We start from the raw sequence: 14,034 nt of genomic DNA, 5'->3' as shown, positions 1-14,034 counted from the left end.
AGCCATCATGATACTGGAAGTCGCCCATCTGCAGGTTATCCCGGGCCAGGCCACCGCCTTCGAGCAGGCCTTCGCCCAGGCCCAGCGCATCATCAGCGCCATGCCGGGCTACGCCGGCCACCAGCTGCAGCGCGCCTTGAACGATCCCCACCACTACCTGCTGCTGGTCAACTGGCAGCGGCTCGAGGATCATACCGAAGGTTTCAGGGGCTCACCCCAGTACCAGGAGTGGAAAGCGCTGCTCCACCACTTCTACGACCCCTTCCCCACCGTCCAGCATTTCGAGGCAATACTCCCCTGATCAACGCCCTACCAGGGTGAGGGATCACGCCAGGGCGTCGGCCAGTCGCTCGGCCCTGTGGGCGATCACGGGATCGGCAAAAGCACCCTGCGCGGCGATCAGCTGCAGTTCGTAGGCATCCGCCTCCCAAGTCTGACGTAGCACCGCATCCACCGCGGCATTGGTACGCTCAAACGCGCTCACCGCCTCGTGCCCCGCCTGCAGGTTGGCCAGCATCAGGGCGCTGATGAGATCCCCCACCCCTACCGGCTGACGGGCAAAGTCGTAGAGCGGGCGTGAGATCAGATAGTCCCCCTGCGGGGTGGCCAGCAGCATCTCGAAACGCCCGGCCACGCTGGCGGCGCGGCCCAGGTGCTTGACCAGCACCATCTTCACCCCCTTGGCCAGCAACTGGTGGGCGGCGGCCCGGGTCTGGGCCAGGGTCGCCAGATGAACGCCGCACAGGGTCTCCAGCTCCAGCAGGTTGGGGGCCATGATGTCCGCCACCGGCAGCGCCTTCTCCGTCAGGAAGCGGGTGACGCCGGGCGCCACTATGCAGCCCTTCTCCGGGTGACCCATGACGGGATCGCAGAAATAGAGGGCCGCCGGATTGGCGCTCTTCACCGCAGCCACCACCGCGAGGATCTCGTCCCCCTGCTCCGCCGATCCCAGGTAACCGCTCAGCACCGCGTCACAACGCCCCAGCACCTCGATGTTTACCAGCCCTTCACACAGGGCGCCGATGTGGCCCGCCGGCATCGCCATCCCCTGCCAGCCCGCCGCGTACTGGGTATGGTTGGAGAATTGCACCGTGTTGATGGGCCATACCTCCATGCCGAGGCGGCGCATGGGAAACACGGCGGCGCTGTTGCCGGCACAGCCAAACACCACGTGGGACTGAATAGAGAGAATGCGCTTCATGGAGATCACCGCAGAGAAGAGTCAGGAGAAAGGCGCAATATATAGGATGAAGATACGGCAGTTCCACCCTTGTGCAGCACAAAGCCTTATTTGGCTCAAGACTCGCCTGCCGACACCCTTTCCTGGGTGCGGCACACCGGATCCACAGAGCACTCGAAGGTGTCATGTTGTAAAAGACAATTCTTGTTTGATGGCATATGCGGGGATAAAAACAGCAGCGCACCTGGTAATCGGCGCAAATCGCGATGGCAACGAGACCAGGCACGTCATCCTTCGGCTGCGGAGGTCATCGACCTGCTTGAGAGCTGAACAGGGAAAATTGTGGGGGATGGGAGCATGTAGAAAGCCTGGCGCTACGCGCACTCAAGGCGCCCGTTCGAGGGGACAGGGGTGGTGACGCTGGCAATACAGGGGGGTTGGCGACAAAGGATGCCACCCCCCTCCTCACTTCGTCCTGGATGGTGCCCTCTGCGAAATGCGATACCGGGCGGCTTGGCCGCCCCACCGCAACAGGCTGCACGCGTCAGTGAAATCCTTGCAGCCCATGGAAAAAGAGCCGCGAAGGGCTCTGGGGTCAGTGGGGACAGGGCCAGCAGCCCTGCATCGACTCAGGCTCAGGGGCGGGCGAAGTGGTAGACCCACCCCTCGTCCAGCGCCAAGTCGGCCGCTGGCGGCACCAGGGGCGGCAGCGGGGTGACGTTCCCACCGGCCGCATATTGCAGTGCCATCAGGGCACAGAGGGCGGCATCGTAGGGATCGGTGCCCGGCACCAGGGAGGCCGGCAGATGGGGCTGCAACTCGGGCCGCACCGCGGAGGCCTTGCCCCCCACCTTGGCAAGCGCCGGATAGACCTCCAGCACGGCGCGCTGCGCCTCCCTTGCCAGCTTGGGCACCAGCTGCAGATCCCCAAGGCGCGGCAGCATGGAGAGCGCCAGGGTTGCATTGTTCCCGAGCCTGTCGAAAGTGGCCGACAGCGGTTTCTTGCCATATTGCTGATATAGCCAGCGCTCGCAGTCCCGATAGGCATAGGGGTTGTCTATCTCCCGCTGGGGTACGGCGCACTCGCCCCCCTTCCCCGCCAGCAGCTCGCCGAGGGCCCGTGGAAATGCCAGGGGAGCGTCGATGCCGAGGGCGAGATGCGGGCAGGCGAGCACCTGCATCAGCACCATCTCGTCTTGTAGCGCCGGGCGCAGCAGGGCATCCAGATCCGGCGCCACCCGGGAGCTCAACCGGAACAGGGGGGAGATGCCGAGCCAGTGAAGGCGCTGCTCGCGGGCCTGCCAGCCCACCACCGCCACCGCCTGGGCATTGCCCTGCCAGCCCCTCACATCCCAGCCGATGCCGATGGCATCCATGTGTTCCGTTGTCATGCCCCTGTCACCTCCACACACTATTGATGGAGCACAGGGTAATGACTGCCCCTCCTAAAGCAAGGGGCGACGGCACGGTTAGAAGGATTTCTTGAAGTTCACCAGAGGCAGGATGGGGAAGATGCCGTTTTCGGCGTAGTTGGCGAGGCCTATCTGCAGGCCATCGAGGTGCCGGGTGGCATTGACGAAGCCCAGCTGGAAGGTGGTGCGCTCGGCATAGTTGACGAAGCCGACGTTGGTCATGGCATTGCCCTGGGCGATGTTGACGGCCCCCCAGTTCACCCCTCTCACGTTGTTGGTCAGGTTGACGAAGCCGAGGTTGATCCCGGTGTCCTGTCCCTGGTGCCAGTTGACTGCGTTGATGGCGACCCCGCCAAACTGGTGACGCACCCGGGCGGCGCCGAAGAAGATGCCCAGCTGCAGGCCGGTGAACTGGTCCACGTCGGAGAGGGCGAACACCGGCAGGTCGATACCCTTCACCTGGCCGGTGCGACCATACAGGAAGGAGGCACGCGCCCCTTCCACATGGTGGGAGGCGGGCAGGTTGACACCGGGCAGGGAGATCTGGACAGGGGTGCTGGCCTGGGCCAGACCTGCGAGGAACAGGGTGCTGCCGCCGAGCAGCAAGGCAAGAGGCTTCATCGGGGCTTCCTTTAGAAGAGGAGTGTGGCGCAAGGGTACCAGCGCCTGACCGGCGGGACGAGGCCCCACCCCCTTCCCTGCGTCACCACTCGTCTGAATCCATGACCTGACCCGCTCGGCTGACAAAAAAATTCAAACAGAAATTAACATTTATGTCATTTACACCAAAGACGCTTTGGTTGCAGAATGCTCAAACGTGCGTTTGAACAGAGCAAGCGACACGTAAGACAGGGATGACGAGCTGTACCCGAAAGAAGGGTCAATTGACCCGCAACAACACTGTTCTGCCGAACCGGAGACCCATGATGAATATGGACGTGATCAAGAGCTTTACCGAGCAGATGCAAGGCTTTGCCGCCCCCCTCACCCGCTACAACCAGCTGCTGGCCAGCAACATCGAACAGCTGACCCGGTTGCAACTGGCATCTGCCAATGCCTACGCCGAACTGGGGCTGAACCAGTTGCAGGCCGTAAGCAAGGTGCAGGATGCCCAGAGCCTGGCCGCCCTCGGCACCGTGCAACTGGAGAGCGCCAGCCAGCTCTCCCGCCAGATGCTGGATGACATCCAGAAGCTGAACGCCCTCGGCCTGCAGTTCAAGGAAGAGCTGGATGCCCTGACCGCAGACGGCATCAAGCAGAGCACGGGCAAGGCCTGATAACCCCTGGCTGCCCGTCCGGGCAGCCACATCTCCCCACGACGAGCGTGCGGGCCCCTGCCCGCCCCGGGTGTGGGTGAAGGAGAACCCATGAGCCAACCATCTTACGGCCCGCTGTTCGAGGCCCTGGCCCACTACAACGACAAGCTGCTGGCCATGGCCAGGGCCCAGACCGAACGCACCGCCCAGGCCCTGCTGCAGACCAATCTGGACGATCTGGGCAAGGTGCTGGAGCAGGGCAGCCAGCAGCCCTGGCAGCTGATCAATGCCCAGATGAACTGGTGGCAGGATCAGCTCAAGCTGATGCAGCACACCCTGCTCAAGAGCGCAGGCCAGCCAAGCGAGCCGGTGATCGCCCCGGATCGCAGCGATCGCCGCTTCAAGGCCGAGGCCTGGAGCGATCAACCCCTCTATGACTACCTCAAGCAATCCTATCTGCTGACCGCCAGACACCTGCTGGCCTCGGTGGATGCCCTGGATGGCGTGCCAGAGAAGAGCCGGGAGCGGCTGCGCTTCTTCACTCGCCAGTACATCAATGCCATGGCGCCCAGCAATTTCCTGGCCACCAACCCGGAACTGCTCAAGCTGACTCTGGAGTCCGACGGCCAGAACCTGGTGCGCGGCCTCGCGCTCCTGGCCGAGGACCTTGAGCGCAGCGCCGATCACCTCAACATCCGTCTGACCGACGAGTCCGCCTTCGAGCTGGGGCGGGATCTGGCGACCACCCCGGGCCGGGTGGTGCAGCGCACCGAGCTCTATGAGCTCATCCAGTACAGCCCGACCACGGAGACGGTGGGCAAGACGCCTGTGCTGATCGTGCCCCCCTTCATCAACAAGTACTACATCATGGACATGCGGCCCCAGAACTCCCTGGTCGCCTGGCTGGTCGCCCAGGGCCAGACGGTGTTCATGATCTCCTGGCGCAACCCGGGCGTGGCCCAGGCCCAGGTCGATCTCGACGACTACGTGGTGGACGGCGTCATCGCCGCCCTGGACGCCGTGGAGGCGGTCACCGGCGAGCGGGAGGTGCACGGCATCGGCTACTGCATCGGCGGCACCGCATTGTCACTGGCCATGGGATGGCTGGCCGCCAGGCGCCAGAAGCAGCGGGTTCGCTCCGCCACCCTGTTCACCACCCTGCTCGACTTCTCCCAGCCGGGGGAGCTTGGCATCTTCATCCACGAGCCCATCATCGCGGCGCTCGAGGCCCAGAACGAGGCCAGGGGCATCATGGACGGGCGCCAGCTGGCAGTCTCCTTCAGCCTGCTGCGAGAGAACAGCCTCTACTGGAACTACTACATCGACAGCTACCTCAAGGGGCAGAGCCCGGTGGCGTTCGATCTGCTGCACTGGAACAGCGACAGCACCAACGTGGCGGGCAAGACCCACAACAGCCTGCTGCGACGACTCTACCTGGAGAATCAGCTGGCGAAGGGGGAGCTTCGGATCCGCAACACCCGCATCGATCTCGCCAAGGTGAAGACCCCGGTGCTGCTGGTGTCGGCCGTGGACGATCACATCGCCCTCTGGCAGGGCACCTGGCAGGGCATGGCGCTGTTCGGGGGCGAGCGACGCTTCCTCCTGACCGAGTCCGGTCACATCGCCGGCATCATCAATCCGCCTAGCGCCAACAAATACGGCTTCTGGCAGAGCGAGGCCGAGGCGGACAGCCCGCAAGCCTGGCTGGCGGGGGCGACCCACAGCGGCGGCTCCTGGTGGCCCGAGATGATGCGCTTCATCCAGAGCCGTGACGAGACAGAGCCCGTTCCCGCCCGCCTGCCGGGCGACGGGCTGGAGGCGGCCCCCGGCAGCTACGTCAAGGAACGGCTCAATCCGGTGTTTGCCGGCGCCAAGGTGCAAGAGGAGGAGCCCGCATGAACGCACCATCCCTGGCCGTTGGCCAGAAGGCGAGACTGACCAAGCGCTTCGGCCCGGCCGAGGTCGCGGCCTTCGCCGGCCTGTCGGAGGATTTCAACCCCCTGCACCTGGACCCGGACTTTGCCGCCACCACGGTGTTCGAGCGCCCCATCGTCCACGGCATGCTGCTGGCGAGCCTCTTCTCCGGGCTCCTGGGTCAGCAGTTGCCGGGCAAGGGGAGCATCTACCTGGGCCAGAGCCTCTCCTTCAAGCTCCCGGTCTTCGTCGGGGACGAGGTGACGGCGGAGGTGGAGGTGATCGCCCTGCGGGACGACAAGCCCATCGCCACCCTGGCCACCCGCATCTATACCCCGAGCGGCGACCTCGCCGTCACGGGAGAGGCGGTGGTGAAGCGCCCCTGACGCCCTGCGAGCCCGGCACCCGCCGGGCTCGCCATTTTCCCTGCCACGGCTTTTTTCCCGGCCAACGGCCACTTGCCCTTTCCCTGCCCCGCCTAACTGCCTAAAATGAGCCCCCGCTGTTTCAGCCATTCATCCAGCTAGAGGATTTCCCATGGAGACGTTTCTGCTCGAAGGTCACCCCTTCGTTGCCTTGTGTGACCTGATCAAGCATCAGGGTTGGGCCGATTGTGGCGGTGCCGCCAAGGCGCTGGTCGCCGAGGGCCTGGTGGAAGTGGACGGTCAGGTCGAGACCCGCAAACGCTGCAAGATAGTCGCCGAGCAAGTGGTCAACTTCAACGGCATGAAGGTCGTGGTGAAAGAAGGCGTCAGCCCCGAGATCCTCTGATCCCGACGCTCGGCCACCCAAGCGCTGTCCAGCACCATGGCCGAGCGGGTGGTCAACTTCATCGTCATGAAGGTCATCGTGAAGGTGGTCGTGAAGGAAGGGGCCGGTCCCGACATCCTCTGATCCCTGCCTGAATAAGGGCGCCAACGCGCCCTTTTGCATTAGCTGGCCTTGATCGAGAGGGTCAGCACGAAGCGCGCCATCGCCTCGTCCCCGTTGAGCGACGGGCAGGTGGCCACCACCCGGATGGGGCGGTTGATGCGCTGACCGCTCGCCAGGGACTCGTCGATCATGGCGTCAATCTCCTCCCCCGCCTCACAGTCAAACTGCACGTCCCCCTCGGGGCGCTTCAAGAACTCCCCCTGCACGTCCTTGAAGGCAAAGTGCACCTTCTTGCGCCGCTGCCGTCCCTTCTCCATCACCAGCAGACCGCCCACCAGATCGGCGCCGGTGGCGAGCGCCCCGAAATACATGCTGCCGAGGTGGTTGCGGGTGCGCCAGCCCAGCGGAATGCGGATGCGCAGCGTCCGCGCGTCCATCTTCTCGATGACGGGGGCACAGAAGCCGATGACGGGGATGTAGCGCCAGGCAAAGAGGCGCAGGGCGAGGTTGGCTTTGAAGCGTTGCAGGTCCATTGCAAACTGATCCGATGAGTTGATGTAAACAACATGTTGCCAGCATGACTCGCCGGATTCAAGGCAAGACAACGGCGGCCACCCGCTATTCGCGGGGTGCTTTCACCGCCATCTGTCGCGTCTTCTGCTCGGGCAGCAGGCTCGCCATCTCCGCCAGTATGTAGTCGATGAAGAGGCGCGCCGCGTAGGAGAGCCCCTTCTTGCCGGGATAGACCAGCCATATGTTGTCGAGTGTGGTCTCGTATTCCGGCAGCAGATCGATGAGCTCACCGCTCTCGACGAACGACTTGACGATGATCTCCGGCAAGATGCCGATGCAGTCCCCCTGGAAGACCGCATGGCGGATGTAGTAGGAGCTGTTCGAGATCACCCGGCTGTTGATCACCACCTCGCCCTGATTGAAGATCAGCCGGTTGTCGAGCTGGCCATCCGGCAGGCGTAGGGTCAGCACCTTGTGCTGGTGCAGATCCTCGAGGGACTTGGGCCTGCCGTACTGCTCGATGTACCTGGGGCTCGCGTAGAGCTTGCGGGTGAAGGGCATGATGGGCCTGGCGACGAAGCTGCCATCGTTCACCACGCCGATATGGATGCTGGCATCCAGGCCGTAGTTGAAGATATCCCGGTAGCCGACGGCGCTCAGGTGCAGCTCGAGGTTGATCTTGGGGTACTTCTCCAGAAAGCGCTTGAGCAGGTCGTGGATGAAGATATCGGACTCATTGAGCAGGCCGATCTTGATGTTGCCGGTGGGCTCGTGGCTCTGGGTCCGGATCTGCTCGTGGGTATGATCCAGCATGGGAATGATGTTCTGCAGGCTGTTGTAATACTCCAGCCCCACCGAGGTCATGGTCAGCCGGCGGGTCGTGCGGGTCAGCAGCTTCACGTTCAGCTCGGCCTCGAGATCCTTTATGCGCCGGCTCACGTTGGCGCGCGGAATATTCAGCGCGTCGGCGGCACTGGTAAAGCCTCCCAGCTCCACCACCGACAAAAACAGCTTGAGATCGTCGATCTTCATCTTGGCTCCCGCCTCTTCATTTCGCTCTCACTCCCCGTTCGCATCACTCTGCAGCACGCCGACTGCATCCATCCTCCTCAATTGTCACGAAATTCGTGACAGTGAGGATTGTTATAGCCTGATTATCTCACCAATTGGATTCGATAACATATCTTCTTCACACCTGATTAACTGGATTTCCCCATGCAACACCTGTTTTCCCCTCCCGGTCTCTCTGTCCTCATCCTGGGAGGCCTGCTCGCTGGCTGCGGCACCGACACGACACCCGAGGTGGTCAAGCCGCCGCGACCGGTGAATGCCATTCAGCTCTCCGACAGCAAGAGCCTCTACAGCCTGAAGTTCAGCGGCGAGATCAAATCGCACCAGAGTGCCAGCCTCGCGTTTCGCGTGCCGGGCACCCTGGAGCAGATCCTGGTCAAGGAGGGGGACAGGGTCAGCGAGGGGCAGGTAATCGCACGCCTCGACCCCCATGATTTCCGGGTTCAGCGAGAGGCCATCAAGGCCCAGCTTGGCGAGGCGAAAGCCGCCTACAAACTGGCTATCGTCGAACTGGGCCGCACCCGTCAGGCCGTGCAGGACAAAGCCATGGCCAGCATCAACCTGGAGCGCGCCACCAGCGCCCGGAACCAGGCCAATGCCCGGGTCCAGATGCTGCAGCAATCCCTCAAGCAGGCCGAAGACGCCCTCGCCTACAGCGAGCTCAAGGCGCCGTTTGACGGGATCATCGGCCAGCGCTTTATCGAGGAGCACGAACAGACCTCGCCGGGCCGGCCTGTCTTCTCCCTGCACCAGCCGACGGCCCTCGATGCCGTGGTCGACGTGCCGGAGCAGCAGATCGGTCAGATGAGAAGCGGGATGCAGGCCCGGGTAACCTGGTATCGCCAGGAGGCCAGCGTCAAGGCCGTCAGCACCGAGATCGCCAGCCTGCCGGATCCCCTCAAGCGCACCTACAAGGTGACCTTCAAGCTGCGGGATAACGCCCCCGAGCTGGTACCCGGCAAGGCCATCAACGTCGAGCTGTCCCTGCCTGCGAGCGAGCGCATCTACTGCCTGCCCGCCACGGCCATCAAGAGCCTGGACGGTCAACCCCAGGTGATCGCCATCAAGGGCGCGGCGGCGAGCCACGTGCCCGTCACCGTCGTCAGCCAACGCCAAGACACTCTCTGTGTGGAGGGGGAACTGAAGGCAGGCGACAAGATAGTCACCGCCGGCAGCGCCCTGCTCAAAGAGGGTCAGGCCATCACCGTCATCAACCAGGTGGATGGCCAGTCATGAATCTCTCCTTGTTTGCCATCCGGCAGAAGACCTTCGTCATCTTCTTTGCCACCCTCTGCGCCATCGCGGGGGTCTACGCCTATTTCGATCTCGGCAAGCTGGAAGACCCCTCCTTCACGGTGAAGAGCGCCGTCGTCGTCACCCTCTATCCGGGCGCTACCGCCCAGGAGGTCGAGCAGCTGGTCACCGACAAGATAGAGACCAAGATCCAGGAGATGGGATCGCTGTGGAAGCTCAGATCCCTCTCCCGTCCCGGCAGCTCGATGATCTTCGTGGATCTGCAGGAGAAATACGGCACCGACGAGCTGCCCCAGCAGTGGGACCTGCTGCGCCGCAAGATCCAGGACGTCAAGCTGGAGCTGCCCGTCCAGGCGCAGGTCAGCATAGTGCAGGACGAGTTCTCCGAGGTGTACGGCATGCTGTTCGCCGTCTATGGCGATGACATCCCCATGCACCAGCTGAAAGATCAGGCCCGTGAACTGCAGCGCAGGATCAAGGCGGTGCCCGGGGTCAAGAAGGTGCAGTTGCACGGGGTCAACGAGCAGGTGGTCAACATCGATGTCTCGGAAGAGCGCCTGGCGGAGAGCCACATCTCCCTGGCGGAGCTGGTCACCCAGCTCAACAGCCAGAACGTCCCGGTGCAGACCGGCGACTATCACCTCGGCATCGAGAACCTGCGCGTCGCCCAGAGCGGCCAGTACCGCAACGTGGAGGATATCCGCAACCTGATGCTCACCACGGGGCAGCCCGGGGCCGGCACAGGCACCTTGCGCCTGGGAGACGTGGCCGATGTCCATCTCTCCTACCAGAGCCCGGCCCTGACCGAGAGTCGCTACAACGGCCAGCAGGCCATCACCCTCGCCGTCAGCCCCCAGGACGGGATCAACGTGGTCAGCATCGGCGACGAACTGACCCGGGTATTGCAGCAATTCGAGGCCGAACAGCCCCTTGGCACCGGGGTCGGCGTCATCGCCTACCAGCCCACCGAGGTGATGAAGTCCATCAACAACTTCGTGCTCAACCTGCTCGAGAGCATCGTCATCGTGGTGGTGGTGCTGCTGGTCTTCATGGGCTGGCGCAGCGCCACCATCGTCGGGGTCAGCCTGCTGCTGACCATCCTGTTCACCCTGGTCTACATGAAGCTCACCGGGGTCGATCTGCAGCGCGTCTCTCTTGGCTCCTTCATCCTGGCCCTCGGCATGCTGGTCGACAACGCCATCGTCATCGTGGATCTGTTTGCCGCCAAGCTGCGCAAGGGAATAGAACGCACCACCGCCGTCAAGGAGTCCGTGCAGGAGATGGCGTTGCCGCTCCTGGGGGCGACCGTGATCGCCTGCCTGGGGACCGCCCCCGTGCTGCTCTCCCAGACCGACTCGGCGGAGTTCTCCCTCTCCATCGTCCAGGTGCTGTGCAGCTCCCTGCTGCTCTCCTGGGTAGTTGCCATGGTGGTCACGCCGCTGATGTGCTGGGCCTTCATCAAGGCATCGGGCCAGGATGAGAGCAGCGCGCCCAGGAGCAAGGCGGCCCGTCTCTATCACCAGGCAGTGAACTGGACGGTGGAGCACCCCAAGCGCGCCCTTGCCCTGGTGCTGCCCCTGCTGCTGCTCACCGTGCTGAGCGCCCCCCTGCTCAAGGTCAACTTCATGCCGAGCTCGGATCGCAGCATCGTCTTTCTCGACTACTGGCTGCCAAGCGGCGGTCGCATCGACAACGTCTCCCAGGACATGAAGGCGATCGAACAGTGGCTGTTGCAGCAACCCGAGGTGGCGAGCATCTCCAGCTACGTGGGCGAGAGCGCCCCCCGTTTCTCGGTCACCATAGAGCCGGAGCCGCTGGATCAGAGCTACGGCCAGATCCTGATCAACACCAAACAGTTTGACGACATAGCACCGCTGGTCGCCCGGGGCGATGCCTGGCTCGCGAGCCGCTTCCCCTATGCCGAGCCCAGATTCCGCCCGCTCAAGCTGGCCACCAAGGACAAGTTCAGCATCGAGGCCCGCTTCGAAGGGCCGGATCCCAAGGTGCTCAAACAACTGTCGGCGCAGGCACAAGCCATCCTGCAGGCCCACCCCGATACCAAGTACATCCGTGATGACTGGCGTCAGGAGAGCAAGGTGATGACCCCCATCATCAACCAGGCGGCCGCGCGCCAGGCGGGCGTCACCCGGACCGATATCGCCCTGGCCATCAGCCGCGCCACCGAAGGAGTACAGATCGGCACCCTGCGCCACCAGGACGACATGATCCCCATCAAGCTGCGCAGCGCCAACGGTTCCCTGGAAAACCTGGAGAGCCTGCCGGTGCGATCCGTCCTCGGCCAGCACAGCGTGCCGCTCGGCCAGGTCATCGACGGCATCGAGATCACCGGGGAAGAGAGCATGATCTGGCGCCGCAACCGGCTCCCGGCCATCACGGTGCAGGCCGATGTGAAGGGGGGGACTACCGCATCCGAGGTGCGCAAGGAGCTGGCACCCCAGCTGGAGGCCATCACACTGCCCGCCGGTTATGAGATGCACTGGGGCGGCGAGTACTACGACGAGAAGCGCTCCATCGACGATCTGATGGAGCAGAACCCCAAGGCGGCGGTGATGATGCTCATCATACTGGTGGCCCTGTTCAACGCTTATCGTCAGCCCATCATCATCTTTACCACGCTGCCGCTGGCATCGATTGGCATCATCTGGGCCTTGTTGCTCACGGACAAGCCATTCGGCTTCATGGCCATCGTCGGCATGATCTGCCTCTCGGGCATGATCATCAAAAACGGCATAGTGCTGCTCGATCAGATTGAGCTGGAGCGGCGCAGTGGCCGCACCCTCGCCGAGGCGGTCAAGGAGGCGACCCTCAACCGCACCATGGCGATCTCCATGGCGGCGCTGACCACAGTGCTCGGCATGGTACCGCTGTTGACCGACAGCCTGTTCGATCAGATGGCGGCCACCATCATCGGCGGCCTGGTCGCGGCCTCCGTGCTCTCGCTGTTCATCATGCCTGCGCTCTACATGCTCTTCTTCCGGGCGGAGCAACAAGCTGAAGCCACAGCCCATAAACAGATTACCGAAGAGGAACACCGCCATGAATAAGCGCAGCATGGGCGCGATTGCGACCCTGATCATGCTGGGGGGCTGCGCCATGGCCCCCGATTACCAGCCCCCCGAGAGCCGCCTCAACAGCGTCTATCTCAATCAGGGTGCCCAGGGCACCACAACCGAGGGTGAACCCGCCCACACCTGGTGGGCCCAGTTCCACGACCCCCAGCTCAACAGTCTGGTGGCGAGGGCGCAGCGCCAGAACATCACCCTGAAGATCGCGAGCCAGCGCATTCAGGCGGCCCAGGCCTACCAGAGCGCCGTGGCCTCGTTCAAGGTGCCAACCCTGACCCTGGGAGCCGGCTATGCCGACATCCGCCTGAGCGAAAACGAGGCGCTGATGGGACAGGCGGTGAGCGGCATCGCCCTGCCCCCGGCGCTCGGGGGCGGCACGGCCCAACTGGTGGACCGCGATCCCACCGAGACCTTTGTCGGGATCAATGCGACCTGGGAGCTGGACCTGTTCGGGCGCATCGACAACCTGAGCCAGGCCGCCGCCATTCGCGCCGAGCAGGCCGAGATCATGCGCCAGGGGCTCAACACCGCCATGACGGCCGATGTGATCAGCAACTACCTGCAATATCGCGGCGCCGAGGAGCGCATCGCCATCGCCACCAAGAACCTGCGCGAGCAGGAGGAGACGCTGGTCATGGTTGAATCCCTGAATCGTACCGGCTACGGCTCGGAGCTCGATGTGGCCAATGCCCGCGCCGGCCTTGCCGCCGCCAGGGCCAGCCTTCCCATGCTGGAGACGGCCAGGAGCGTCCACCTGAGCCGGCTTGCCGTGCTGCTGGGAGAGCCCGTCAGCCAGACCCGGGCCCGTTTCTCGCCTGCGCCCCTGCCGAGCATGAAGGCGCTGGTGCCGACCGGTCTGCCCGCGTCGCTCTTGACCCGTCGACCCGACATCGCCCTCGCCGAGCGGGCCATCGCCGCCAAGAATCAGGAGGTGGGCGCGGCCATCGCGGACCGCTATCCCAAGGTGTTCCTGACCGGTGCCCCCGGTCTGGTCTCCGGCGAGACAGGCAATCTCTTTGAGTCGGGCTCGACCACCTGGGCCCTGGGTGCCGGCGTGTCGTGGAACCTGTTCGACGGCGGCCGCGGCGAGGCCATGGTCAAAATTCAGGAGGCGGGTCTGAAAGAGGCGGCGCTGGCCTACCAGAACCAGGTCAACAGCGCCTTCAACGAGGTGGAAACCACCCTGGTCGCCTACGGCAACAGTCTGGAATACAGCAAGCATCTTGGCGAAGCGAACCAACAGGCGCAAACCGCCCTCACCAAGGCCAGGGCCCTCTACCGGGCCGGTCTGGTCAACCACCTCTCGGTGCTGGACGCCGAGCGCCAGCAGAACAGCGTGCAGGATGCCGAAATCGTGGCGCGGCTGGGCAGCGCCACCAAGGTGGTCCTGCTGCACAAGGCCCTGGGGGGAGACTGGGAAATCCCGGAGCCGGCCCCGAGTCAGGGATAAAAGCCCCCCACAGAAACGACATCAC

General features: G+C 63.8%; 13 protein-coding genes. 8 read left to right on the top strand and 5 right to left on the bottom strand.

The window, feature by feature from the left end; all coding sequences use genetic code 11:
- The first annotated feature begins 7 nt into the window (after positions 1–7).
- Positions 8–301 (top strand): antibiotic biosynthesis monooxygenase, encoded by a 294-nt coding sequence (locus J9885_RS16255; protein ID WP_134696270.1) that lies wholly within the window; start codon positions 8–10, stop codon positions 299–301.
- A 24-nt stretch (positions 302–325) separates the two neighbouring features.
- Here the strand turns inward: J9885_RS16255 and pdxY are convergent, their stop codons facing one another.
- From pdxY to J9885_RS16240, 3 genes are all read right to left on the bottom strand, one after another.
- Positions 326–1,201 (bottom strand): pyridoxal kinase PdxY, encoded by an 876-nt coding sequence (pdxY, locus tag J9885_RS16250; protein ID WP_210550061.1) that lies wholly within the window; start codon positions 1,199–1,201, stop codon positions 326–328.
- 614 nt (positions 1,202–1,815) lie between these two features.
- The gene (locus J9885_RS16245; RefSeq protein ID WP_210550060.1) at positions 1,816–2,571 is read right to left on the bottom strand and encodes a DUF429 domain-containing protein; all 756 of its coding nucleotides are present in this window, start codon (positions 2,569–2,571) and stop codon (positions 1,816–1,818) included.
- Positions 2,572–2,649: 78 nt separating this feature from the next.
- Positions 2,650–3,213 carry a phaC PHA synthase gene (locus J9885_RS16240; RefSeq protein WP_134696272.1) on the bottom strand — a complete coding sequence of 188 codons (564 nt, stop codon included), beginning with the start codon at positions 3,211–3,213 and terminating at the stop codon, positions 2,650–2,652.
- 305 nt (positions 3,214–3,518) lie between these two features.
- On the opposite strand from J9885_RS16240, the gene J9885_RS16235 reads away from it, so the two are divergent.
- The 4 genes from J9885_RS16235 (at position 3,519) to ybcJ (ending at position 6,533) form a co-directional block, all read left to right on the top strand.
- Positions 3,519–3,869 carry a phasin family protein gene (locus tag J9885_RS16235; RefSeq protein WP_043760206.1) on the top strand — a complete coding sequence of 117 codons (351 nt, stop codon included), beginning with the start codon at positions 3,519–3,521 and terminating at the stop codon, positions 3,867–3,869.
- Positions 3,870–3,959: 90 nt separating this feature from the next.
- On the top strand, positions 3,960–5,747 hold the full coding sequence (locus tag J9885_RS16230; protein WP_210550059.1) for a class I poly(R)-hydroxyalkanoic acid synthase: 1,788 nt from the start codon (positions 3,960–3,962) through the stop codon (positions 5,745–5,747).
- Positions 5,744–6,148 (top strand): MaoC family dehydratase, encoded by a 405-nt coding sequence (locus J9885_RS16225; protein WP_210550058.1) that lies wholly within the window; start codon positions 5,744–5,746, stop codon positions 6,146–6,148. Before J9885_RS16230 ends, J9885_RS16225 begins: the two co-directional genes overlap by 4 nt.
- A 151-nt stretch (positions 6,149–6,299) precedes the next feature.
- A complete protein-coding gene (ybcJ, locus tag J9885_RS16220; RefSeq protein WP_010674882.1) occupies positions 6,300–6,533 on the top strand; it encodes a ribosome-associated protein YbcJ in 234 nt (77 codons plus the stop codon).
- A gap of 161 nt (positions 6,534–6,694) precedes the next feature.
- Here the strand turns inward: ybcJ and J9885_RS16215 are convergent, their stop codons facing one another.
- Positions 6,695–7,168 (bottom strand): DUF4442 domain-containing protein, encoded by a 474-nt coding sequence (locus J9885_RS16215; protein ID WP_210550057.1) that lies wholly within the window; start codon positions 7,166–7,168, stop codon positions 6,695–6,697.
- 85 nt (positions 7,169–7,253) lie between these two features.
- A complete protein-coding gene (locus J9885_RS16210) occupies positions 7,254–8,180 on the bottom strand; it encodes a LysR family transcriptional regulator (protein ID WP_210550056.1) in 927 nt (308 codons plus the stop codon).
- A 183-nt stretch (positions 8,181–8,363) separates the two neighbouring features.
- Between J9885_RS16210 and J9885_RS16205 the strand changes: the two genes are divergently transcribed.
- Genes J9885_RS16205 through J9885_RS16195 form a run of 3 tightly spaced genes read left to right on the top strand, consistent with a single transcriptional unit; the run spans position 8,364 to position 14,009 of the window.
- Positions 8,364–9,455 carry an efflux RND transporter periplasmic adaptor subunit gene (locus J9885_RS16205; protein ID WP_210550055.1) on the top strand — a complete coding sequence of 364 codons (1,092 nt, stop codon included), beginning with the start codon at positions 8,364–8,366 and terminating at the stop codon, positions 9,453–9,455.
- Positions 9,452–12,538, top strand: a complete 3,087-nt coding sequence (locus tag J9885_RS16200) for an efflux RND transporter permease subunit (RefSeq protein WP_210550054.1) — start codon at positions 9,452–9,454, stop codon at positions 12,536–12,538. Before J9885_RS16205 ends, J9885_RS16200 begins: the two co-directional genes overlap by 4 nt.
- On the top strand, positions 12,531–14,009 hold the full coding sequence (locus tag J9885_RS16195) for a TolC family protein (protein ID WP_210550053.1): 1,479 nt from the start codon (positions 12,531–12,533) through the stop codon (positions 14,007–14,009). The genes J9885_RS16200 and J9885_RS16195 overlap by 8 nt, the downstream gene beginning before the upstream one ends.
- Positions 14,010–14,034 lie beyond the last annotated feature (25 nt).

The sequence above is a fragment of the Aeromonas sp. SrichE-2G genome (assembly GCF_017939565.1).
Classification (GTDB): Bacteria; Pseudomonadota; Gammaproteobacteria; order Enterobacterales; family Aeromonadaceae; genus Aeromonas; species Aeromonas taiwanensis.
The sequence above is the reverse complement of the archived record's forward strand: the minus strand, read 5'-3'. Positions and strand labels throughout refer to the sequence as shown.

Coding starts and splice junctions, on each gene's coding strand:
- J9885_RS16255 (WP_134696270.1), top strand. CDS start 8: ATGATACTGGAAGTCGCCCATCTGCAGGTTATCCCGGGCCAGGCCACC.
- pdxY (WP_210550061.1), bottom strand. CDS start 1,201: ATGAAGCGCATTCTCTCTATTCAGTCCCACGTGGTGTTTGGCTGTGCC.
- J9885_RS16245 (WP_210550060.1), bottom strand. CDS start 2,571: ATGACAACGGAACACATGGATGCCATCGGCATCGGCTGGGATGTGAGG.
- J9885_RS16240 (WP_134696272.1), bottom strand. CDS start 3,213: ATGAAGCCTCTTGCCTTGCTGCTCGGCGGCAGCACCCTGTTCCTCGCA.
- J9885_RS16235 (WP_043760206.1), top strand. CDS start 3,519: ATGAATATGGACGTGATCAAGAGCTTTACCGAGCAGATGCAAGGCTTT.
- J9885_RS16230 (WP_210550059.1), top strand. CDS start 3,960: ATGAGCCAACCATCTTACGGCCCGCTGTTCGAGGCCCTGGCCCACTAC.
- J9885_RS16225 (WP_210550058.1), top strand. CDS start 5,744: ATGAACGCACCATCCCTGGCCGTTGGCCAGAAGGCGAGACTGACCAAG.
- ybcJ (WP_010674882.1), top strand. CDS start 6,300: ATGGAGACGTTTCTGCTCGAAGGTCACCCCTTCGTTGCCTTGTGTGAC.
- J9885_RS16215 (WP_210550057.1), bottom strand. CDS start 7,168: ATGGACCTGCAACGCTTCAAAGCCAACCTCGCCCTGCGCCTCTTTGCC.
- J9885_RS16210 (WP_210550056.1), bottom strand. CDS start 8,180: ATGAAGATCGACGATCTCAAGCTGTTTTTGTCGGTGGTGGAGCTGGGA.
- J9885_RS16205 (WP_210550055.1), top strand. CDS start 8,364: ATGCAACACCTGTTTTCCCCTCCCGGTCTCTCTGTCCTCATCCTGGGA.
- J9885_RS16200 (WP_210550054.1), top strand. CDS start 9,452: ATGAATCTCTCCTTGTTTGCCATCCGGCAGAAGACCTTCGTCATCTTC.
- J9885_RS16195 (WP_210550053.1), top strand. CDS start 12,531: ATGAATAAGCGCAGCATGGGCGCGATTGCGACCCTGATCATGCTGGGG.